The organism is Emticicia aquatilis (assembly GCF_014644295.1).
GTDB classification, from domain to species: domain Bacteria; phylum Bacteroidota; class Bacteroidia; order Cytophagales; family Spirosomataceae; genus Emticicia; species Emticicia aquatilis.
In genome coordinates this window covers 192,955-216,771 of sequence record NZ_BMKK01000011.1, presented here as the reverse complement: position 1 = coordinate 216,771, position 23,817 = coordinate 192,955, and the positions used below count along the sequence as shown (strand labels likewise).

Annotated in this window: 19 protein-coding genes; 13 read left to right on the top strand and 6 right to left on the bottom strand. The window is 38.9% G+C overall.

What is annotated here, in order from left to right; all coding sequences use genetic code 11:
• Nucleotides 1-74: 74 nt before the first annotated feature.
• Nucleotides 75-464 carry a RidA family protein gene (locus tag IEX65_RS22630; RefSeq protein WP_188769645.1) on the bottom strand — a complete coding sequence of 130 codons (390 nt, stop codon included), beginning with the start codon at nucleotides 462-464 and terminating at the stop codon, nucleotides 75-77.
• A 173-nt stretch (nucleotides 465-637) separates the two neighbouring features.
• On the opposite strand from IEX65_RS22630, the gene IEX65_RS22625 reads away from it, so the two are divergent.
• From IEX65_RS22625 to IEX65_RS22600, 6 genes are all read left to right on the top strand, one after another.
• Complete coding sequence (locus tag IEX65_RS22625; protein ID WP_188769643.1) at nucleotides 638-1,195, top strand: nucleotide exchange factor GrpE; 558 nt, start codon at nucleotides 638-640, stop codon at nucleotides 1,193-1,195.
• A 79-nt stretch (nucleotides 1,196-1,274) separates the two neighbouring features.
• Entirely contained in the window at nucleotides 1,275-2,426 is a 1,152-nt protein-coding gene (gene dnaJ / locus IEX65_RS22620) for a molecular chaperone DnaJ (RefSeq protein WP_188769641.1), read from the top strand.
• 185 nt (nucleotides 2,427-2,611) lie between these two features.
• The gene (locus IEX65_RS22615) at nucleotides 2,612-3,859 is read left to right on the top strand and encodes an MFS transporter (RefSeq protein WP_188769620.1); all 1,248 of its coding nucleotides are present in this window, start codon (nucleotides 2,612-2,614) and stop codon (nucleotides 3,857-3,859) included.
• 206 nt (nucleotides 3,860-4,065) lie between these two features.
• Nucleotides 4,066-7,050 carry a glycosyltransferase family 117 protein gene (locus IEX65_RS22610; RefSeq protein ID WP_188769619.1) on the top strand — a complete coding sequence of 995 codons (2,985 nt, stop codon included), beginning with the start codon at nucleotides 4,066-4,068 and terminating at the stop codon, nucleotides 7,048-7,050.
• A gap of 139 nt (nucleotides 7,051-7,189) precedes the next feature.
• On the top strand, nucleotides 7,190-9,586 hold the full coding sequence (locus IEX65_RS22605; protein WP_188769618.1) for a TonB-dependent receptor: 2,397 nt from the start codon (nucleotides 7,190-7,192) through the stop codon (nucleotides 9,584-9,586).
• An 89-nt stretch (nucleotides 9,587-9,675) separates the two neighbouring features.
• A complete protein-coding gene (locus IEX65_RS22600) occupies nucleotides 9,676-10,233 on the top strand; it encodes a hypothetical protein (protein WP_188769617.1) in 558 nt (185 codons plus the stop codon).
• Between the two features lie 71 nt (nucleotides 10,234-10,304).
• Here IEX65_RS22600 and IEX65_RS22595 read toward each other — a convergent pair whose 3' ends face one another.
• Nucleotides 10,305-12,296, bottom strand: a complete 1,992-nt coding sequence (locus IEX65_RS22595; RefSeq protein ID WP_188769616.1) for an alkyl/aryl-sulfatase — start codon at nucleotides 12,294-12,296, stop codon at nucleotides 10,305-10,307.
• Between the two features lie 228 nt (nucleotides 12,297-12,524).
• Here IEX65_RS22595 and IEX65_RS22590 point away from each other — a divergent pair, with 228 nt between their 5' ends.
• The 3 genes from IEX65_RS22590 to IEX65_RS22580 all read left to right on the top strand — a co-directional run bounded on the left by IEX65_RS22590 (nucleotide 12,525) and on the right by IEX65_RS22580 (nucleotide 14,930).
• Nucleotides 12,525-13,064: a 5' nucleotidase, NT5C type gene (locus IEX65_RS22590; RefSeq protein WP_188769613.1), complete on the top strand. Its 540-nt coding sequence runs from the start codon at nucleotides 12,525-12,527 to the stop codon at nucleotides 13,062-13,064.
• A gap of 71 nt (nucleotides 13,065-13,135) precedes the next feature.
• On the top strand, nucleotides 13,136-14,290 hold the full coding sequence (locus IEX65_RS22585) for a M28 family metallopeptidase (RefSeq protein ID WP_188769611.1): 1,155 nt from the start codon (nucleotides 13,136-13,138) through the stop codon (nucleotides 14,288-14,290).
• The gene (locus IEX65_RS22580) at nucleotides 14,280-14,930 is read left to right on the top strand and encodes a lysoplasmalogenase (protein WP_188769609.1); all 651 of its coding nucleotides are present in this window, start codon (nucleotides 14,280-14,282) and stop codon (nucleotides 14,928-14,930) included. Before IEX65_RS22585 ends, IEX65_RS22580 begins: the two co-directional genes overlap by 11 nt.
• 24 nt (nucleotides 14,931-14,954) lie before the next feature.
• Here IEX65_RS22580 and IEX65_RS22575 read toward each other — a convergent pair whose 3' ends face one another.
• Together IEX65_RS22575 and pafA are read right to left on the bottom strand one after the other, a co-directional pair.
• Entirely contained in the window at nucleotides 14,955-15,275 is a 321-nt protein-coding gene (locus IEX65_RS22575; RefSeq protein ID WP_188769607.1) for a hypothetical protein, read from the bottom strand.
• A gap of 63 nt (nucleotides 15,276-15,338) precedes the next feature.
• Nucleotides 15,339-16,973 (bottom strand): alkaline phosphatase PafA, encoded by a 1,635-nt coding sequence (pafA, locus tag IEX65_RS22570; protein ID WP_188769605.1) that lies wholly within the window; start codon nucleotides 16,971-16,973, stop codon nucleotides 15,339-15,341.
• Nucleotides 16,974-17,162: 189 nt separating this feature from the next.
• Between pafA and IEX65_RS22565 the strand changes: the two genes are divergently transcribed.
• The 4 genes from IEX65_RS22565 (at nucleotide 17,163) to IEX65_RS22550 (ending at nucleotide 20,675) form a co-directional block, all read left to right on the top strand.
• A complete protein-coding gene (locus IEX65_RS22565; RefSeq protein WP_188769603.1) occupies nucleotides 17,163-18,200 on the top strand; it encodes a DHH family phosphoesterase in 1,038 nt (345 codons plus the stop codon).
• A gap of 57 nt (nucleotides 18,201-18,257) precedes the next feature.
• Complete coding sequence (locus IEX65_RS22560) at nucleotides 18,258-19,103, top strand: FKBP-type peptidyl-prolyl cis-trans isomerase (RefSeq protein ID WP_188769601.1); 846 nt, start codon at nucleotides 18,258-18,260, stop codon at nucleotides 19,101-19,103.
• A gap of 60 nt (nucleotides 19,104-19,163) precedes the next feature.
• Complete coding sequence (locus IEX65_RS22555; RefSeq protein WP_188769599.1) at nucleotides 19,164-20,024, top strand: FKBP-type peptidyl-prolyl cis-trans isomerase; 861 nt, start codon at nucleotides 19,164-19,166, stop codon at nucleotides 20,022-20,024.
• A gap of 96 nt (nucleotides 20,025-20,120) precedes the next feature.
• The gene (locus tag IEX65_RS22550; protein WP_188769597.1) at nucleotides 20,121-20,675 is read left to right on the top strand and encodes a hypothetical protein; all 555 of its coding nucleotides are present in this window, start codon (nucleotides 20,121-20,123) and stop codon (nucleotides 20,673-20,675) included.
• A gap of 83 nt (nucleotides 20,676-20,758) precedes the next feature.
• On the opposite strand, the gene IEX65_RS22545 is transcribed toward IEX65_RS22550, so the two are convergent.
• Nucleotides 20,759-21,238 carry a thioredoxin family protein gene (locus IEX65_RS22545; RefSeq protein ID WP_188769595.1) on the bottom strand — a complete coding sequence of 160 codons (480 nt, stop codon included), beginning with the start codon at nucleotides 21,236-21,238 and terminating at the stop codon, nucleotides 20,759-20,761.
• 193 nt (nucleotides 21,239-21,431) lie between these two features.
• Nucleotides 21,432-23,627, bottom strand: coding sequence for a peptidoglycan-binding domain-containing protein (locus IEX65_RS22540; protein ID WP_188769592.1), 2,196 nt, complete (start codon nucleotides 23,625-23,627; stop codon nucleotides 21,432-21,434).
• Nucleotides 23,628-23,817 lie beyond the last annotated feature (190 nt).

Here is a 23,817-nt window from a genome sequence, read left to right as displayed (position 1 = left end):
GGCACAATCAAGTTTCGCTTTTTACAGGTATAACCCTACTTCGCTCGGCAAATGAAACGTCTCTACCACAGGAATTACGCTCCTAATATAGCCGAAAACTCAATTTCTACTAAATAATCTGCTCCAATCAAGGCACTTACTTGAACCATTGTCGTGCAAGGTTTTATAGTTCCAAAAAACTCTCCGTGAGCCTTTCCGATTTCTTCCCACTTCGAAATATCAGTTGCATAAATACGTGTACGCACTACATCTTTCAACGAAGCACCCAACTGTTCGAGTACTTTCTCAACTTTCAAAATTATAAACTTCGTTTGCAGATAAACATCTCCTTTACCTACCAGTTCGCCACTTCCATCAGTTGCTACTGTACCCGTTACTTCTATGACATTACCAATTTTTACTGCACGTGAATACCCAATGATGTCTTCCCATTTTGCTCCAGTCGATACATTAATTCTTTCCATTACCTTACGTTTTTTAATAATTTTTTCTGTGTTAAAATCAACAAGCTATCGTGCCATTTATAAAATGTCACCTCAAAAAGACAGCGAAGTTGGTATTTTCTGCCATCTTGTCAGTAAATTTCTTATTGGCAAAATAATTGTCGAAATTTGCACAAAATAAAATAGATTACAAAATGGCAGAGAATAAAGAAGAAGCGACAGTTAATAATGAGCAAGTAGTAGAAGAAACAACCGTAGAGGCAGAAGAAATTGTAGAAGAACAAGAGAGTGTTGAAGAAAACGAATCGGTGTCTGCATCACTCGAAGCACAACTTGCCGAAGCAAAAGATAAATATTTACGATTATATGCCGACTTCGAGAATTTCCGTCGTCGTACATCAAAAGAGAAAATCGAAATGATTCAGAATGCCTCAGAAGGCTTAATCAAAGAACTCATTCCGATTGTTGACGATTTCGAGCGTGCCAATAAGTCATTCGAGACAGTGACCGAAGTAGAGCCAATGAAAGAAGGTATTGCATTGATTTTCAACAAATTCCAAAAAACACTGGCCAGCAAAGGTGTAAAAGCAATCGAATCTAAAGGAAAAGATTTTGATGTTGAACTTCACGAGTGCATCACACAATTTGCAGCAGGTGATGAAAATAAAGGTAAAGTAATTGATGAAGTAGAAAAAGGATACTACCTAAACGATAAAGTAATTCGCTACGCAAAAGTGGTAGTGGGTTCATAATTTTGAATGATAGAATGAGCGAATGATAGAGTGCAGGATTCTATCATTCGCTCATTCTATCATTCTATCATTCAAAAATATGGCACAGAAGAAAGATTATTACGAAGTACTGGGCGTTGCTAAAAATGCTTCAGAAGATGATTTAAAGAAAGCCTACAGAAAGCTGGCTATACAGTATCACCCAGATAAAAATCCGGGAGATAAAGCAGCTGAGGAAAAATTTAAAGAAATTGCCGAAGCTTATGGCATATTATCAGATGCTGAGAAACGTCAACGTTACGACCAGTTTGGGCATCAAGGTGTAGGCGGAGCAGGTGGCTTCGGTGGTGGTGCGGGCGTAAACATGGAAGATATTTTTGGAAGTGTTTTCGGCGATGATAGTCCATTTAGTAGTTTCTTTGGTGGCGGTGGCGGCCGACGTAGCAGTGGCCCGAGCGTAAGAAAAGGCTCGGATTTGAGAATTAAACTCAAACTCGACTTAGAAGAAATTGCCAATGGTGTAGAAAAGAAAATAAAAGTAAAACGATACGTTTCGTGTAATACTTGTAGCGGAAACGGCTCAAAACACGGTACTTCACTAAAAACTTGTGCAACCTGTAATGGGCAAGGACAAGTGCGTAAGGTTGTGAATACGATGCTCGGCCAGATGGTTTCGACGAGTCCGTGTCCGACTTGTCAAGGCGAAGGAAAAGTGGTTACTGAGCGTTGTGATGTATGTTTTGGAGAAGGCCGTCAATTGAACGAGGATTTATTATCAATCAAAATTCCTGCGGGTGTAGCCGAAGGAATGCAACTTTCGATGACAGGAAAAGGTAATGTACCTACTCGTGGCGGAATTGCAGGTGATTTATTGATTGTAATTGAAGAAGAAGAACACCCAGAACTCAAACGTGACGGTAGCAATATCATCTATGAGTTACGCATGAACTTTGCAGATGCTGCCCTGGGTAAAGACGTTGAGATTCCTACAGTTGGAGGAAAAGTAAAGATAAATATCAAAGCTGGAACTCAGTCGGGCGAAATCTTACGTCTGAAAGGTAAAGGTTTGAAAGAACTCAACAGCTACGGTGTAGGTGACCAATTAGTACATTTAAGTTTATTTACTCCAACTTCAATTACGTCGGAAGAAAGAGCCATACTCGAAAAGCTCAGAAATTCACCTAATTTCCAGCCAAAAGCTGATAAAAACGACAGAAGTATTTTTGATAAAATGAAAGATTTCTTTCATTGAGAAATCAGAAAAATATAATATTATAAAGTGGTTTGGAGAACATTCTTCAAACCACTTTTTTTATGCCTGAAATCTACACTCAAACCTCATTCATCTTTAAATTATTAAATTTTTTATCCGAAAAAACATAAAAAGTTTCAGCATAAATTTTTTCAAAGTATTTTGCAGAAATTAATGAAAACTACATGAGCAAAAACTACAAATGGTGGGTTGTTTTTATGTTATGGTTCGTATGTTTCTTCAACTACGCCGACCGCCAAGCTATCTTTTCAGTATTTCCATTATTGAAACAAGAAATGGGTTTGAGCGATGTTCAGCTCGGCATCGTTGGAGCAGCGTTTATGTGGGTTTATGCTGGTTTTGGAGCAATTGCGGGCATTGTTGGTGATAAATTTCAACGTAAAACCCTCATCATTGGTGGTCTTATATTTTGGTCGCTTGTTACAATCGGCACTGCACTTTCTACCAACTACGTTCATTTAGTTATTTGTCGAGCCTTAGAAGGTTTTGGCGAAGCCTTTTATTTTCCAGCATCTATGTCGCTTCTGAGCGATTATCATAGCAAAGAAACTCGCTCGAAAGCCATGTCATTTCACCAATCAAGTGTTTATGCAGGTACGATTGCGGGCGGAACGGTTGCGGGCTTCATGGGACAATACTATGGTTGGCACACGAGTTTTTATTTATTTGGTGGGCTTGGCGTACTTTTAGGAGTTGTTTTACTGGGTTTTCTGAAAGAACCAGTTCGTGGCCAAGCCGAAATACACGACGAAATCGAAGATAATTCACACGTACTACTCGACTTGAAACAAGGAAATATTTTTGATAACATCAAGCAAGTCTTCAGCCAACCGATGGTCTGGATTCTGGTGGCAGTTTTTGTAGGAGCAAATTTCGTGGCCAGTATCTTCTTAACTTGGATGCCTTCGTTTCTCTACAATAAATTCAATATGAGCCTTTCGATGGCGGGTTTGAATGCCACATTCTACCTACAAATGGCATCTGTTTTGGGAGTTATTTCGGGTGGATTTTTAGCTGATAAATTAGTAAAAAGCTATCGAGGCGGCCGAATGATGACACAAAGCATCGGTTTATTGATGGGTGTACCGTTTATATTTTTGGCGGGTTGGACGCTCTCAATCCCTATTCTGATTTTGGCACTTATCGGTTTTGGTTATTTCAAAGGGCTTTATGATGCCAATATTTGGGCATCGTTGCACGATGTTGTAAAACCCAAAAACCGTGCAACCGCCGTTGGTTTTATGAACTCAATCGGTTGGTTTGGTGGTGGTATTGCTCCTATTGCTATTGCCTACGCAAGCACCAAATATGGCATGAGTGCTTCAATCAGTGCAACATCGGCACTATATTTGGTCTTTGGTCTATTGCTGATTTTTGGTATCCGAAAATTTATGCAAAAACCTAAATCATAAATGCTTTTTAGAACTATAACTCGAATTTTGGTTGAATTTTTCTTTCAATTTACCCCTGCTATTACATGATTTTTACGTATTTTAAGATAATTTAAGTTTCTTTTCTGCCTAATTATCCTGCAAATTCCCTAATTTTGGGTCATAAAGGAAAGTCCAATTAATAATTTGCTTTTTCCAAGAGAATATTCATTCACTAATCTCAAAAAATGAACAATTTCACAAGGCTCAATAACATCGTCGGATGGGCGGTTTTTGCCGTTTCACTTATTACCTATACTCTCACCGTTGAACCTACCGCCAGCTTTTGGGACTGCGGAGAGTTTATTGCTTGTTCTTACAAACTACAAGTTCCACACCCAGCTGGTGCACCTCTTTTCTTATTGATTGGCCGTATGGCTTCATTATTGGCAGGTAGCGATGTAACAAAAGTGGCTCTGATGGTCAATATGGTTTCAGTAATTGCCAGTGCTTTTACGATTTTGTTTATGTTCTGGACAATCTCGCTTTTGGCTCGTAAAGTTTTCGGTAAAAAAGGTGCAGAACTCGACACAACCCAAACAATCTTGGTGATTGGGGCAAGTGCTGTGGGTTCGTTGGTATATGCTTTTTCTGATTCTTTCTGGTTTTCAGCAGTTGAGGCCGAGGTTTATGGTATGTCGTCATTCTTTACGGCAATCGTTATCTGGGCGGCATTTCGTTGGGAAATCATCGAAGACGAAGCACAAGCTAATCGTTTCTTGATTTTTACAGCCTATTTAGTAGGTCTTTCTATTGGAGTTCACTTGCTCAACCTCGTTACGATTCCTGCTCTCGGCTTAGTATATTATTACAAAAAAGCTAAGAAAATCACTTGGAAAGGTGGCATAGCTGCATTTTTAGTGGGTATGGTAGTTTTAGGTGTAGTAAACGTAGGTGTCATTACGGGTTTCCCATCACTTGGTTTTACGTTTGAAAAACTCTTCGTTAATACCTTCGGAATGCCATTTAGTTCGGGTATTATTTTCTTCGTAATCGTGCTTGTTGGAGCATTGAGCTACGGGATTTTCTACACGCAAAAGAAAGGCATGGTGATTGCCAATACAGCCTTGATTTCATTCGCCTTTGTATTGATTGGTTATTCGTCTTATACAATCGCTTTGATTCGTTCAAACTACAACCCTCCAATCAACGAAAACAATCCGAGCAACGTATTGAACTATGTTTCGTACTTGAAACGTGAGCAATATGGTAGTCGCCCATTATTATACGGCCCTGTTTTCACTGGAAAACTCGAATCAATCGAAAATGGTGAGCCTATTTACAAAATGGGTAAAAACAAATACGAAGTATATGACTACAAACCAAACTACATTTGGGGACCAAACAGCGAAAGTCTTTTGCCTCGTATGTGGAGTAGTGATGCTGGTCATCAGCAAATCTATCGTCAAGAAATGGGTCTTGCCGAAGGTCAAAAACCAACGCTTTTCACTAATATTGGCTACATGATGAAACGCCAAATGGGCTATATGTACTGGCGTTATTTTGCATGGAATTTTTGGGGACGCTCAAGCGATATTGAGGGTGCAGGCCCAACCAACATACTCGAAACAAAAGATAAACTTCCACCTGCTGTCAAAGAAAACCGTGGCCGTACAAATTTCTATGGCTTACCAGTTATCTTAGGTATTTTGGGTCTATTGTATCACTATTTCCGTCGTGAACGTGATGCACTCGTAATGTTCTTGTTATTCTTATTTACTGGTATTGGCTTGGTTGTTTACCTTAACTCTCCGCCAGTAGAGCCACGTGAGCGTGATTATATCTATGTGGGTTCGTTCTATATTTGGGCTATTTGGGTAGGTCTTGGCGTAATGGGCTTGTTTGATTATGTCTTGAAATTTATCAAAAATACACAAAGTAGAGCAGTTGCCGCTACGGTTGTTGGTTTGGCAGTGCCATTGATTATGCTTCCACAAACTTGGAAAGGACACGACCGCTCAGGCCGCTACCACCAAGTAGATTTTGCTAAAAACTTATTGAATTCATGTGCCCCGAACGCAATCTTGTTTACAGGTGGCGATAACGATACTTTCCCACTTTGGTATGTGCAGGAAGTAGAAGGTTTCCGTACTGACGTACGTGTTTGTAACCTCAGCTTATTGGGTACTGACTGGTATTGCGAGCAAATGAAACGCAAAACTTATCAGTCGGAAGCCTTACCGATTACTTTTACAACCGACCAATTATTGAGTGGAGTAAACGACCAAATTCCTTTCGTTGAGCGTCTGAACGACCCAATCAACTTGAAAGATTATTTGGAATTGGTAAAGAAAAACGACCCAGCGATTCAGATTCCATTAACAACTGGCGAAAGCATCAATTCCTTGCCATCAGATAGTCTTTTCTTGAATTATGATGTTGAGGCTGTGAAGAAAATGGGCTTCGTTCCGAAACAATTTGAACCATATTTGACTGGACAAATCACTTGGAACATCGGTAAACGTGATTTGTTGAAAAACGATTTGATGCAGCTCGAAATGATTGCTCAGAATAACTGGAAACGTCCAATTTATTTCGCAGGAACATTGGCTAACGACAACTATTTGAATCTGAAAGATTATATGCAGTTGGAAGGTTATGCTTACCGTTTATTGCCAATCAAAGTAAGCCAAGGCGATGATGGTTTTGCGAATACTGACATCATGTATGACAATATGTTGAAGAAAATGGCTTGGCGAGGAATGGATAACCCGAATGTATATTATGATTCGGAAACTTACTTGAAAGTGCCTATCATCACTGCTCGTTTGGCGTTCTTGCGTTTAGCTGACCAACTGGTTAGAGAAGAAAAGAAAACCAAAGCTAAAGAGGTTCTTGATTATGCCAATAAAGTATTGCCTGATAACGTAATTCCTTATGACCAACTTTGCACCAACTACGTGATGTATTACTTTGAAGTAGGTGACAGCAAAAAAGCAATGGAAATTGCCGAAACAATCACAAAGCGTGCTGATGGAAACTTGGCGTACTTTACTCAGAAGGCAGGTCAGAAAAGTGCCGAATGGATGCCTGATAATATTCAAGATTATTTGCAAATCAACCTTCGTAACTTACAGGTGATTGCCAATATCTGCAGCAGAAATAACCAAGAAGCCGCAGCAAAACGCTACGAAGCTATCTATAATAAATATTATTCGAGAGTGGCAGAGTAACACAGTGTAGAGACAGGTATGCCCGGTCTCTACTTATATAAAAATCCTCGTTGAATGAATCAACGAGGATTTTTTATTATATTTGCAATAACGTTGCATTTATAAGTAGCACAGTTAAAAAATGTGCAAAAAACCAAAGATGAAGAGAACATTATTTCTATACATAATTTTATTAACTCTTGGTATCAATGGGCTTTCAGCTCAAACACCAAAAGATTGCGACTGCTTCATTCAAGGAATTGTGCAAGATGGGGTTACAAAACAGCCAATTGTTGGAGCAGTAGTTTTAATAAAAGAATTAAATAAGGGCGTAAGCACTGATGCCAAAGGTTTTTACCGAATCGCTAATATTTGTCAAGGAAAATATACAGTTATCGGGCGAATTGTGGGTTATGAAGAAAAAACTTATACCATTAATTTGGAACACGGAGCCGAACAGAACATCAAACTCTCGGAAACCGAACTACACTTAGCCAATATCGACATCAAAGCTCAGAAAATAGAGAATCTTACCCAAAATAAAACTTCGCTCGAAAACGCAGCACTCGACCAAACTCGTGGACAATCTTTGGGAGAAGCCTTGAAACAGATTTCGGGTGTGACTACTTTACAAACAGGTAGTTCGATTGCCAAACCCGTTATTCACGGTATGCACTCAAACAGAGTTTTGATAATGAATAACGGTGTAAGGCAAGAAGGCCAGCAATGGGGCAGCGAACACGCTCCCGAAATTGACCCGTTTGTGGCTAAAAAAATTACGGTCTTGAAAGGTGCGGCGGGTGTACGCTACGGCTCAGATGCCATTGCGGGCGTAATCATGCTCGAACCTGATGCCCTCCCCGACTCTACTGTGCTAAAAGGTGAAATCAATAGCGTGTATTTTACGAATGGCCGCCAAACAGTCAATTCGGGAATTATTGAAGGAGGTTTTAATAATTCAGATGCTAAAAAATCGGATAAACTTCCGTACTCTATTGGTTATCGAGTACAAGGAACTTACAAGCGAGGTGGTGATATTTCTACGCCCAATTACAGACTGGCAAACACTGGAATTAAAGAAATAAACTACTCATTATCAGCTAACTACAAAAGAAAAAACTGGACATCAGATATATTTTTTAGTCAATTCAATACTCAAATTGCTGTTTTTTCGGGTTCGCACATTGGTAATGTTTCAGACTTAATTGAAGCCATTAAACGTGGAAGTCCACTGGCAGTTTATACGCCCGAAACTTTTACTTATAACATTGGTCGTCCTTATCAAGATGTGCTTCATAATTTGCTGAAAATCAAGAATACCATCAAAAATCGCAACGGAGTTTTATCGCTCACTTTAGGAAGGCAATATGATTTCAGAAAAGAGATTGATATTTTGCGAGGCGATAAAAATCTGGCTCAACTATTCAAACTTAATACTTATACGGGCGAATTATTGTTTGAACATAAACCTTTACTCAAAGTTTTATCGGGGTCGGTTGGTGTCAATAGTTTATACCAAGAAAACCTCACAACAGGTACACTCACTGAGCCACGTTCTTCTACGGTGTTGATTCCGAATTTTCAGAATTTTACGTCGGGGATTTTTATTATCGAAAGAATCGTGCGAAAACAATGGGAAATTGAAGGTGGTTTCAGATATGACTTTCGCCATCTAAATGTCTATCGCATTCCTCGTGGTGAGCAGAATATCGTTAATAATCAACGTAATAATCAGAACTTTACGGGTACGGTTGGAATCAATTTTCGACCGAATGCTCGTTGGAATTTCCTGACAAATATCAGCACTGCTTGGCGTGCAGCAACTGTCAACGAACTTTATAGCGATGGCGTGCATCACGGAGCGGCAAGTTTTGAGCGTGGTAATGAAAATCTAAATCCAGAAAAAGCCTTAAATACCTCATTTACAGTTAATTATATTTCACAGATATTACAAGCTGAATTACATTTTTATAATAATTTTATCAATAACTACATATTTCTATCACCAACTGGTCGGCCTGCACTTACCATTCGAGGTGCTTTTCCTGAGTTTTTATATACCCAAACTAAGGCACTTTTTCAAGGGTTTGATTTTACGACCAATCTTCAAATCATTAAAAATATATCGCTCAACTCTAAAATTTCTTTCCTAAAAGCCCAAGATTTGAGCCATGACCAGCCTCTGATTCAGATTCCAGCCAACCGCATTGAGAATACGGTTAGATTCGACCATAAAAAAACTTCTATTTCATTAACTAATTTATACGTAGCCAAGCAAAATCGGGTTCCTACAAAAATCATTTTTACTGATATTCCAAGCTCTGAAATTGTATTTAATGAATATGGCGGCGACTTTGCTCCTCCTCCATCGGCCTATACGCTTTGGAATGCAGCAATTAGCCAACAATTTGCCATCAAAAACAAATCTTCGCTCAATGTTTCAATGACAGTCAGTAATTTATTAAATACTACTTATCGAGACTACCTAAACCGTTTCAGATATTATGCCGATGAGATAGGCAGAAATATCGTTTTCCGTGCAAAATATTCTTTCTAAAATTTATTGCAACATTATTGCATTTAAAATTATTGCAATCTATATTTGCAACATTAATGCAAAAGTAATAACATTTCAAAAACAAGACTATGCTACGAAAACCATTTAAAAGTCCATTTTTATTAAGCCTCATATTGGGTTTTACGGTTATTGCCTGTAACAAAGAGAGTATTGATACGGAAGACGAAAATGAACTAATTACGAGCGTAAAACTCAATTTTACAGCCAATGGAAGCACACAAACATTTGCTTATTCGGACCCTGATGGAGATGGAGGTAAAGCCCCAACGGTTTCGACAATTAGTTTGAAACCAAACACTACTTACACCATGACGATTGAGATACTCGATGAGTCGAAAAATCCTGTAAGTAATATCACGAACGAAGTGGCCACCGAAAAAGATGAACATTTGTTCATTTATACCCCTACCCCAAGTAGTTTGTTGACTTATACTTATGGTGATAAAGATTCAAGGAATTTGAATGTGGGTCTTACTGGTAGCGTAAAAACGGGTGCAGCAGGAACAGGCAAACTCAAGGTGCAGTTACGCCACCAACCACCTGTCAATGGTAAGCCAAGTAAAGATGGCTCGACAACCCCTGGTAGCGATGATGTAAATATTGATTTTAATGTAACTCTTCAATAAAAATATAAAGCCAATCAGTTGAAAATCTGATTGGCTTTTTTTCTGACGGCGAAGTGGAACTTCGCTCCACTTTATCTTGGGGTTACAATATTGAACATCAATGGGAAGCTTTCTTGCATACTCATCATGTGCAAAAATTTAGCTTTACCCGCTTCTCCATTAGTCACAACTACTTTTCCGCTCTTTATTTCTGCTTCAAAAGTTGAGTTTCCTGCCAAAATATCATTCCATGTGCTTCGTTCCATCATGATTGTGGCATCAGGCGAAGGAGCTTGTTTTCCATCTTCATAAATCAATACGCTATTAGTCAAGTATAAAATGTAATTTTCTGTTTTCCCACCTTTACCATTACCCACTACATAATTAAAAGTATAGTTTTTTCCATCGGCCTTTGCAGCATTGAGCTGAATACCCATCATATCGAATAGCATATCTACGGTCATTCCTGCAATAGTAGCTGGGCTGGCGGTAGATGATTTTACATTTTTAGCTACACCATTTCGGAGTTCGTAAGCACCCATCAAGAAATTATTTCGCCATGTAGCATTTTCAGTCTGATAACCCAACTGCTCTAAGGCATCGGCTTCGAGATTTTTGGCTACGATGTTAGTCGAATCGGCATAAACTACCTGATTCATTACTTGAGCTACCCAACGATAGTTTCCGTTGGCAAAATCTAATTTTGCTTTGGCGATAATTGCGGAAGCACCACCCATATATTCTACGTTTTTGATGGCGGCCTCACGTGGTGGAAGTTGGTATAAATCGGCTGGATTTCCACTATAAAAACCCAAGTAGTATTGATAAACAGCCTTGGCATCGTGATTGACACTGCCATAATACCCACGATTATACCATTGTTGGTCGAGCGATTTTGGTAATTTCATTTTTTCGCCAATTTCGAGCATAGTATACCCTTTATTGGCCAAATTTAGCACTTGGTCGTGCATATATTTGTATAAATCTCGTTGGCTTTTAAGAAAACTATTTACATTAGCTTTTCCCCAAGTTGGCCAGTGATGAGAGGCAAAAACTACTTCGGTTTCATTACCAAATAAATTAATGGTTTGGTTAATAGCTTGCCACCACGACTGCGAACTACGCACTTGAGCCCCACGCAATGTATAAAGGTTATGCAAAACTTGAGTGGCGTCTTCGGCCGAACAAAGTGCTTTGTAATCTGGAATATAGAATAACATTTCGGCGGGTGCTTCGGTATGCGGTGCCATCTGAAAAACAAAATCTAATCCATCAATCTTGTGTATTTCACCCGTTTGCTTGATAATCGTTGAATCATTTGCAGCATTCAAAATTCCAACGCTACCCGTCGAAGAACCTTTTCCGAGACCTACACCGACTTGTCCTTGCTTATCTTTTTTCAAGAAAATACCATACATGTATTGAGCTCGACGAGACATCGCATTACCCGCATAGACATTTTCGCTGACGGCTTCTTCTAAAAAATCTTGAGGGACATAAATCAGCACTTTACCACTATTTACGTCTTCTGGGGTTGTTACACCTAAAATTCCACCATAATGGTCAACGTGGCTGTGCGTACAAATAACCGCCTTGACTGCTTTTTGGGGTCGATTGGCATAGTACAGATTTAATGCTGCTTGGGCTGTTTCGGCCGAAACGAGTGGATCAACTAAGATAAGGCCTGTTTTTCCTTCGATAATCGTCAAGTTCGACATATCGTAGCCTCTTACTTGATAAATGCCATCGACTACTTTATACAATCCATACTTATTATTTAGTCGTTCTTGTCGCCACAAACTTGGGTTTACGCTCGTTGGTGCGGTGGCTGTATTCATAAAATTATACTGAGCCATATTCCAAATAGGAGCCCCATTTGGCTTGGTGATATTCAGATTCGGAACTGTGGCAATAAAACCACGCTCGGCATTGGTAAATGAAGTAGTATCATTGAAAGGTAATTCTTTGAGTACGGCTTCATTCTTTTTGATGGTTTCTTTGGTAGGCGGTTTGGGTTGTTGTTGTTGTGCATAAGCAACGCCCGAAATCAATAATAGGCCAAGTAAGTGTTTGATAGTTTTCATAGCTATAAAGTTTTTTAAGAAATAAAATACGTATCGCCAGTAAATACCTTATAATCAACAGATTAGAAGATATTCAAAAGCCGATTCATATAATGCTACAAAACTATCAAATAGCGATGGTGTAAAAACGAGCATTTCTACCTGTTTTTTAGATTAATCAAAGGCTCTATGCTTGGCAGCCTTGTGAGAAATAATTAACTTAGCAAAAAAACAAACTTCGAGAAAATTATGACAAAAAAACGTATTGCGATTGACATGGACGATGTAATGGCGGCCGCTGGAAAGAAAATTTTAGATATTTATAACCGATTAATTGGAACAGATTTTCAAGAATATCATTTCATAGATAAAGGATACTACGATGTTTTGGCCGAAGAAAATTATCATGTAGTAAGAGAGGAGATATTTAAACCCAATTTTTTTAGAACGCTCGAAGTAATGCCCGATGCGGTTGAGGTAATCAAGAAACTTCATGATAGATTCGAGATTTTTATTGTTTCGGCAGCGGTTGAGTTTCCGAATTCTTTGAAAGAAAAAGTTGAGTGGTTGGAAGAGCATTTTCCATTTATTTCGTGGAAAAACATTGTACTTTGTGGCGATAAAAGCATTATTTCGGCCGATTATCTGATTGATGACCACGAAAAAAACCTCAGTACATTTAAAGGAAAGGCATTGTTATTTGATGCGATTCACAACCAAAAACTTGAAGGCTACCAACGCTTCAAGACTTGGAAAGAAATTGAGGCGTTTTTTGATAATGAGCAATAAGAAGAAGTATATTGAGTGTGGTACAAAGAAACGAGTGTACCACACTTGAAAATCATTTACAACAAAACCCTATGACACCTAAACAAATCGTTGAAAAACTCGCATCTTTCCCGAATCGAGGGGTTGCTACCGAAAACGAAGCACCTGTACTTGATTTTTTGACACAACTATTTGTCAATCAGCAAGTTAGTCGAGAACCTTTCCGAACACCAAAAACATATATTTCGGTAGTTTGGTGGCTGATTTTGGGTCTTTCGGCGGGATTGATTTGCTTGAATTTTTCTTCGATTTTGGGTTTAGTCATTACCTTCGTTTTCGTGACGATGGCTATGCTGTATTTCAATTGGTACGCTTCGCCCGTGACTAATTTCCCACCTTTGGTCAAGTCTCAAAACCTTGTGATTAAAGATAAAAATGCTTCTCCGAAAACCAAAAAGTTGATTCTGATGGCCCATTGGGACACTGCTCCCATTTCGCTGCTGTATCGCCCCGAAATGGTTGGCAATTTCCGTAAATCGCTCAAAATGAGTTTAATTCTGATGATGGTGGCTCAGTTTTTGGCCATTTCACAGTTTCTGATACCCAACGATTTCCTGCTTTTAGTTTCTAATATTTTGGCTTTGTATTTTATCATTCAAGGCATTACGGCCACGATTGATTTTTTCAGATTGGGCTATTCGAACGGAGCTTCAGATAACGCAACTGGCGTAGCGGCAGCCATTGAAACTGCACAAAAACTTTGGCATAAAAACCTACAAAACCTTGATATTGAACTGGTGATAACTGGAGCAGAAGAAGTAGGCATGATTGGAGCAAGAGCATATATGAAAGCTCATTATCAGGAGTTTACGAAAAAAACATATCTCATAAACTTCGATACGCTCGGCAGTGGAGACTTGAAAATAATTACCCAAACAGGTAGCTGGTCAACGCTTGTGTATGACAATGAATTGGTAAAAACGGCCAAAGAGGTTTCGGAAAAAATTGCTTCACTAAAAGAAGTAAAAACAGGTGCTTGGCACACAGCAGATTTCGATTCGGTTTGGTTTCAGCGAGCGGGAATTCCATCCGTAACGCTGGCGGCACTTGACAAAAACGGCCGAATGCCAAATATTCATCGCCCAACTGATATTCTGGCCAATGTTGACTACAAGCCTATGGAAAAAGCCATCATTTTAGCCGAAACAATCGGAGTACAACTAAACGCAAGCAATCATGACTCGTAACGAAACCATCTTTTATTTTGCCTTGGGCATTGTCAATATCGCTTCGGGCATTCTGGACATCGAATGGCTCAATTATGTATCAAAGCCACTGTTGATGATTTCCTTGTCTTTTTTCTACTTTCAGAAAGTAAAGCAAAGTATCGGAACATCAGATAAAATAATGTTGGTTTCGTTGATTTTTTCATGTCTCGGAGATACTTTTTTGATGTTTCAAGGCAAAAACCCACAGTTTTTCCTGCTTGGGTTGGGTTCGTTTTTGGTAGCCCAAATATGTTATTCAGGCGTATTTAAACCATTGGGAGTGACCAACTACAACAAACGTTTTCCTTTTATTATTTATGGTTTTTTATTCGTTTTACTACTGAGCAATAAGATACCCAAAGGCTTTATGATACCTATCTCTGCTTACGCCACAGCCATTATGTGGATGGGAATTACGGCCGCCGAACGCCAAACCAACCAAAAAAGTTATCGTTTTGTATTAATTGGAGCAATTTTATTCATCATTTCTGACTCATTGATTGCTACTAATAAATTTGTCTTCCCGATTCCTCTTTCGGGGCTTTGGGTGATGACAACTTACATAGCCGCTCAATATTTGATTGTTGAAGGAGTGCTTTTGGGGAGAAATACAAAATAAAAAAAGGGTGTATGCAATACACCCCTACAAATTATTATACTCCAAAAAATTCCAGAATTTTCGATTTTTCAGATACTCAAAATCTTCTTCGTTATCGTAGGCTTCTTGCTCAAAACTTATTTGGCGATACGCTCGCCAAAAACTACGACACCGCACATAATGATACAACCATTCGCCAACGTACCAGATATAAAAGGGTAAAATCAAGAGTTCAAGTTGCTGTCGGATATGTATCTTCTCGTGGTTAATCAGCACCTTGCTTGGCTTTTTTGAGCGTACGATTATAAAAGGAAATAACGTAATTCCTTGAATTTTCTTTAACGGTACGCCCTTTATCAATATCATTTTTTACTTAATCATTGTATTTTGGTAGAGTCGAACTTACATCGTCCGACTCTACCAATGAATTTATTTCTTACTAAAAATATCTTTAATCGGACTTCCAACACAGCCATTTGGCTCTAAAACATTCAATAAAGCAGCCAAAGTTGCTGCGATATCAGCGATGTATGTTTGCTGGACAGTCTCCCCTTGTGGAATCTTCCAACCGTACCAAACCAACGGCACATGACGGTCGCTTTGCCACATTGTCCCGTGTGTTGTTCCTTTTTTATAACCACTGTACCACGCAGGCTCAAACAAAAGCATAATATCTCCACTACGTTTCGGATTATATATATTTTCAATAAGTGGTTTATAAAAAGGCGGAATCGTTGCCGAGCTAATATCGTGCAAGTTTACTACTTGATAAACCGACGAACCCAAAATCAACATTTTATCTTTTACTAACTCATACACTTGATTCATGCTTACATTTTTCTTAGCCATTAGTTCATGGTCAAGATAAAGTTGATAATTATCCTGTGCCTTTATCCATTTTCCTTCGCCAAACTTTGCGGCTATTTCTCCGTTTAGATAACTTACTTCTTTACCTAATTCAATAGTTCCCGACGGAATTTTATGTTTTTTCAAAAATCCTGCAATATCAGTTACACCGTGGTCGGCCGTCAAGAAAACCAAGTAATTACCTTTGCCCAAAGTTGCATCGAGTTTGCTCAAAACCTCAGCAATGTCACGGTCGAGACGCAAGTAAATATCTTCGATTTCGATTGAATGTGTACCTGTTGCGTGGCCTACATAATCAGGAGTCGAGAAGCTCACACACAAGAAATCTGTCTCTTTTCCTTGTCCCATTTTCTCGTTTTTGAGAGCAGCCAAAGTGATTTCTTTAGTGATTGTATTGCCATAGGGAGAAGCAGGAATAGCTCCATAATTAGCAACCGTATGAGGAAAAACTGGTAGTTTTTCACCCGACATCACATTTTCATATTCTTGGTTATCAGCTTCACTTTCGGTATATTGTTCAATCGGCAAAAGCGTTTCCCATTTCTGAGCCATCAGTTTATCGGGCATCTTCAAGGCATTAAAATCTTTTACCCACTGTGGCAAATCATTCATATAATAAGTACTCGTAATCCAGTTACCCGATTTGGCATCAAACCAATAAGCAGCATCGGCCGAATGACCCGCTGGCAAAATACCACCACGGTCTTTTACGGCAATACCAATTACTTTTGAACGAAACTCACTCGCAATTTTCAACTGGTCGGTAATCGTGGTTGTGTGCATATTCACAGGTGAGCGTTTACCCTCAACCGCTGCTGCATCAGTACCAACAGCACGCACTGTTGTATCTTCAGCCACATAAACGCTTCTATTGGCCAATGGGTCGTACCATTCGTTGCCAATGATTCCATTAACGGCAGGCACCGAACCCGTATAAACAGCCGCGTGGCCTGGGCCAGTAATTGTACTTGCGTAGTGATAATGATTATTTTTACAGTTAAAGCCTTCGTTCATGAGTCGCTTAAAGCCACCTTCGGTATATTTATCGTAGTAGCGATAAAGGTAATCGTATCGCATTTGGTCAACCATTATACCCAACACTAATTTGGGTTTCGAGAGTTTTGTAGGAGCTGTGGTCTTTTTCTGAGCCGAAATCGACAAACTTATTAGTAAAAAAAGAAGGGTCAGGTTTTTCATTTTAGTCTGTTAAAATTGAATTAATGATGCGTTTTTGTCGTAGTAAATAATTGCCAAAAATAGTTATCTTCTTTCATAAACTACATTCTATATCTTTAAATATTTGTAAAAATAAATCCTCAATACAAAAACAAAGCACTTACCTCGCATTTTTGAATTACCACCTTTCCTTTGTACCTTTGTAGAGTTATGCAAGATTTTTTTACAGAGTCAAATCAAAAGTTAGCGTTATTTAACGATTTTTTGAGTACACCCAAACAAATCGTTATTACTACTCACCAAAATCCTGATGCCGATGCTCTCGGTTCATCTTTAGGATTATCCGCATATTTAAAGAAAAAAGGTCACTTCCCTATAATTATTACCCCAACTGACTATCCAGATTTTTTAAGATGGATGTCGGGCGAAAGCGAAGTAATCAACTTTGAAAGTGACCGACAAGATTTGGCAAAAAAACTCATTGCAAACGCTGATATGATTTTCTGTCTTGATTTCTCGGCATTGAATCGTATCAAGGGCATGGAAGAGTTTGTCAAACAATCGGCGGCAAAAAAGGTACTGATTGACCACCACCAACAGCCCGAAAACTTTGCTGATTTTGTTTTTTGGAACGAACGTGCAGCTGCAACTTGTGAGTTGATTTACGAATTAATCGAAAAACTCGGCGATAAACACTTGATTGATGTTCCAGCTGCCGAGTGCCTTTATGCGGGTTTAGTAACTGATACGGGGTCGTTCAGATTTGACAGCACAAGCGAAGAAGTACACCGAATTGCGGGAGAATTGATTTCGATTGGAATCCATCCGAACACCATTCACCGTAAAATTTTTGATAGCAATACATTCGACCGAATGAAGTTTTTGGGTTTTGTTTTAGGCGAAAAACTCACCTATCTTCCCGAATACAACGTGGCTTACATGGCCATATCAAAGGAAGAATTGGGCCGATTTAGTTCAAAGAATGGCGATACCGAAGGAGTCGTCAACTACGGACTTTCGATTAAAGGTGTTGTAATGGCGGCTATTTTCACCGAAAAAGATGACATGATTCGGATTTCGCTTCGCTCGGTAGATAATTTTTCGGTAAGTGAATTTTCGAGAACTCATTTCAATGGCGGTGGACACAAAAATGCCGCAGGTGGGCGTTCGCACGAATCTTTAGAAAAAACCGTTGAAAAATTCTTGTCTTTATTGCCACAATACAAAGACGAATTAACTAATAGTTAAAACATTTATAATCAACATTTTATTCATAAGTAAAATCTAATTAATACATAAATTTCAATGACAAATTTTTTAAAAACAACATTGAGCGTTGCAGCGGCAACAAGCTTACTTTTCTCTTGTAATCAGTTTAAGGTTACGCAAGACCCTGATGGCTCAAAATACCAAATCCATGAAGAAGGAAAAGGCAAAAAAATCAAGACTGGCGATATTTTAACATTTGATTTAGTTATCAAAGCAGCAAATGACTCGACTTTTGAAGATACTTACAAACGCAACCAACCAATCACGATGGTAGCTCAACAAGGTACTTACAAAGGTTCATTTGAAAACGCTTTGATGCACCTAACCGAAGGTGATAGTGCCACTGTTTTAATCAATGCAGACTCTCTTTTTGCACGTATGAGCCAGCCTTTACCAGCAGGTATCACTAAAGGTTCTGACTTGAGATTTATCGTAAAAATCAAATCAACTCAAACTCGTGAAGACTTCCAAAAAGCACAAGACGCTAAGAAAAACAACGAAGCGAAAGTGATGGATGAATATGCAAAGAAAAACTTCCCAAATGCAACAAAAACACAATATGGTATGTATCGTGTCGTTGTAAAAGAAGGTACTGGAGATTTAATCAAAGCTGGTCAAACAGTTACGGTTGATTACACAGGAAAATTAATGGATGGAAAAGTATTTGATAGCTCAGTTGGCAAACCAGGTCCAAAATTCCAAGTAACAGTTGGTCAAGGTGCAGTAATTCCAGGTTGGGAGCAAGCACTTGCAATGATGAAAAAAGGCGAAAAAGCTATTTTCTTCATTCCATCAAGTTTAGCTTATGGCGAACAAGGTGGTGGCCCGATTCCGCCTTTCAGTTCATTAATTTTTGAAATGGAAGTTTTAGACGTAAAATAATCCCTCTGCGAGCTGGCCGATGGCTGGCTCGTACCAAATTCAAATATATCAATAAGTCAGATGAAGAAAATTGCATTTCTATTAGTTTTAGTAAGTTTAGTTGTTGGAAGTTCGTGTAGTAAATTTTTAGAAAATGACATTGAAGCCACTAATAAAAAGAATGCACAGGAGATAGCCGACTACATCAGTCAGAAAAACCTCCAAATGCTTAGCACCACCTCTGGAATGAAATATTCCATTGACCGTGTTTCTTTAGGAAGAGGTGCAGTAATTGGCGACGAAGTTACGTTTCATTATACTTTATCATTACTTAATGGTATCAAAGTAGATAGTACTTCAAGAATCAATAATGCTCCTGCTAAAATCACTTTGGGTGCTTCTAATATTATCGCTGGCTTCTTAGAGGCTCTTTCTTTGCTTAAAGAAGGCGAAAAAGGAACATTCCTTATGCCATCAATCTTAGGATTTGGCTCACAATCAAGTGCAAGCATTCCTGCAAACTCTAACCTAAGATTAGACTTAGAAATCGTAAAACTTCGCTCAGAAGACCAAATTATTGATGAATATGTGGCAGCTACCAAGCTGACACTTACCGAAAAAACTACAACTGGATTACGTTTCTTGCGTACGCTTGAAGCTCCAGGTGGCACTCAACTAAAAGCTGGGCTTTTGGCAACTGTTAAATACACTGGTTATTTAGCCGCAACAGGTAAACAGTTTGATACTGGCCAAATAAATGTAGCGTTAGGTGACGGTGCAGTAGTAAAAGGCTTTGAAGAAGGGCTTTTAAAAATGAAAGTGGGTGAAAAAGCTACGCTTGTATTTCCTTCAAGTCTCGGCTATGGCACATCGGGTAGCAGTACAACCATCCCGCCGTATGCACCACTTATCTTTAATGTTGAAATTGTAAGTGCGAAATAATACCTCGTCGAAATACATTCATTATAGCCAAAACCTCTGAACTTTTCGGAGGTTTTGGCGTTTTAATGGTAATCCTTTTTATTTTTTCTTATTACGATGCCTAAATTACCTAAAGAACTCGAAAAGGCAGTTCTGAGTCTGCCCGCAAAAGAGAAGGATAAGTTATTGATAAGACTTATCGGAAAAAATGAATTATTATCACAACAGCTTTATTTCCAGTTGCTCGAAGATGAATCTGACCTTCCGCACAAGCGAACTGAAATTAAGAATCAAATTCTTAAAGTATCAAAAATGTACCATGATACTGCTGGTTGGATGATGATGGACATGCGAGATTTGAACGGACGTATAACGCAGCACGTAAAAATAACCAAAGATAAATATGGAGAAGTTGAGCTGACGCTCTATTTACTCAATACCTTCTTTGATAATCAATTGCCAAATTTAGAGCATTATAGTGGTAAAACAGATACAATTTCCCTCTATATTGCGAAGCGAACAGAGTTTTTGATGAAGAAGTTACCGAAGCTGCACGAAGATTATTACGTAGAGTTTGAGCGTGATGTAAACAAATTACTCGAACGAGTACATAAATATTGTCCTGCTTACTACGCTCGACAAATGCAATTACCTACAAGCTGGAATTATTAAAAAAAGCTGCCTTTTTAGGGGCAGCTACTACTCAGTAAAAGGTTCAGACTCAAGATTTAAAGTCAGTTAATGCACTGCTCGTCTCATAACGAAGCAGTTGTCGAACTCTTGGGAGCTACAAAACGCTTCCCTTTTTGGTTCTTATTTTTTTCTAATTCATTTCTCAGATAATCGGCAGGAAAAAATCCTCGGTAACGGCCTACATATTTTGTTTTTGGGTCGAGTAAAACCAATGTAGGATACACATCAACCGCAAAACGGTCAGCGATAGACATTCCATCGAAAGAATCAATATCTACTTTATAAATCATATAATTGGCATTCAGATACGTAACTAAATTTGGGTTAGTAAACGTCTCATTTTCAAGTTTTTTGCATGGCCCACACCAACTTGCCCAAAAATCAAGCATAATCGGCTTCTTTAATTTTTTTGCTTCCCTCAGAAAATCGTCATAGCTTCCTTTATAAAAGTTGACTTGGCTCTGCGAAATTTCGGCCACATTGGTATAAGATGCGAACATTACAAACGTAACCCCCAGTAGGAGCATTAGTTTAATTCTCATAGCGTAATATATTGAAGTTATAAAATAGACATGAGCCTTAGTTTCCTGAAAACTTAGCGAAAGGCCACATTTCTTGATTAATCAAATATTAAGCCATTTTTAATCCTACTCTGATAATATTTGGATTCCAACAAAAAACGGCTGATTTCGAGTAGAAACCAGCCGTTCTTTTTATTTAAAATTTAGTACTTTATCAATATTCAACACCCAACGACTTCAAAGTCTCAAGGTTCAAGTTACCTGATGGTAAGTTGTTATCTTTTTGATATTTGATAATGGCCGCATTAGTGCGTGGCCCAAGTACGTTATCATCTGGGCCTGGGTCGTAGCCTTTTGCTCTAAGAGCTTTTTGAATGGCACGAACAGTAGCCGAAGTAATTTTGTTTCCGCAAAGAATCTCAACCCAGTCAGCGTAAGTACCGCTACTTGTCATTGAAGTTGTAGTATAAGTTGCATACTCAGCCGGAATCTCTCTTTCTGAAGTAGCCGCAGGAGTTTTTACAACCGTTTTAGTTACAGTACGGTATTCAGCAGGAATTTCTTTCTCAACAGTTGCTGCTGCATTTGCCACAATCTGCTTAGTAATTGTACGATATTCACCTGGAACATCAATTTCACGAGTTTTTGGTTGACCATCTACTAAGTGTTTCGTAATCGTACGATACTCAGCAGGAACATCAATTTCACGTACTTGCGGGCCACAACCACCGTTTCCAGCTACAATACCATTACCAGTTCCCGAACCTGAGCCATCAGCACAAGTATATTTAGTACGAGTTGCAAAAACCGCTGGAACTTCAATTTCACGAGTAGTGGCAGGAGCAACCAAAACTTGTTTTGCACGAGTTGCATAAACCGCTGGAACTTCGATTTCTTTTACTTGAGCCGCTTGTGCTACAATTTGTTTTGAGATTGTCTCAAACTGAGCCAATACTGGTACTTCTTTGGTTTGAGGGCCACGTGCTACTACTTGTTTCGTAATAGTTTCGTATTGTGCTGGCACTTCGATTTCTTTGTATTGAGCAGGTGCTGCTACTACCGTTTTAGTAATAGTTGCATATTGAGCAGAAGAAGTTCCACCAACAAAAGCTTGAGCCGCTGTAAGACTTGCACCAGTTGGCTCGTAGCCATCAAGTACTTGTTTTGTGATTGTAGCATATTGTGCTTCTGTTGCAATTTCACGAACCGATGCTGGCTGTGCAATCACTTGTTTTGTGATCGTTGCAGTCTGAGCAGGAGTAACTATTTCTTTTACACCAGCAGGTGTTTTTAAAACTTGTTTCGTAACAGTTTTATATTCAGCAGGAATCTCAACCAAACATAGTTGCAAACAATCGTCAGGATTTGCACTCAAACACGATGGGTCAAGTTTACGTTTTTCATATTTTGTATATGCTTCACGAATTTTCACTTTTTCGGTTACTGATTCATAAACTGGTGGAGTTACAACCAAAGTTTTTACTGGCTCTTTTACTACGATAGTTTCTGTTACTGTTTTGTACGTAGCAGGCACAATTTCATAACGTTTTGCAGCTTCTTTAGCAAGATATTGCTCAGTTACTGTTTTATATTTTGGGCGTTGACCACCCGCAACCGCAGGAGCAGCTTCACGAACTAATACTTGCTCGGTTACTGTCTTAAATTGAGCAGGTACTACTTCATAACGCTTGTACGCTGGACGAACCTCAACTCTCTCGGTTACAGCTTTGAATTCTACGTTATTATCAACTACTAAGTTATTATATGCAGGTTTAATCATAAACTGCTCAGTAACCGTTTTATAAACCGCCGGAATCACTTCGTATCTTCTAGAAGCCTCTTTCACGATTACTTGCTCGGTTTCGGTTTTGAATTGAGCAGGAATCACTTCCAGTTTTTTATAACCTTCACGAACCATGATTTGCTCAGTTGATGGCTTGAAACAAGGAGCATTTACATCAGCACCTTTGCCTGCACCAGCACCTGTACCCGAAGCTTGGTTACAACCAACTATTTCATAACGCTTATATGCTGGGCGTGTTTCAATCTGCTCAGTTACGGCTTTATACGAACCCGAACCCGCAATCACTTCGGTTCTTTTACCTGGCTCTTTTATTAATACTTGTTCGGTAACAGATTTATAAGCTGAAGCCGAGGCTTGAATCACTTTGCTGCCTTCTTTTACAAGAACTTGTTCGGTAGTAGTGGTTAATTCTGGAGCAGATGCAGTAAGAATCTTACCTGCCTCTTTTGAAACATACTGTTCGGTACGGGTAGTAAATTGAGCAGGTTTTAAACATTTGGCATAGCATTTTCCTGGAACGGCGTTGGGTGGGAGGTCGCTCTGTGCTATTGCAAGCCCATAGCTAAACACCACTGCCGACAGTGTCAAAAAGGAATTCTTCATCATTTTATTAATTGTTTTGGGGTTTTAAGTAAAACTACTCTTATATATAAATTCACCTCTTTAGGTACGCTCATAAATAATATTTGGTTGTATCTTGCACCACAGTGGCTACCAATACGAAGTGTTTGAACACAGTAAAGCCATTCATCTGTTCAGACTCGGCATAACTATTCAAGTAACACAAACGGATTGG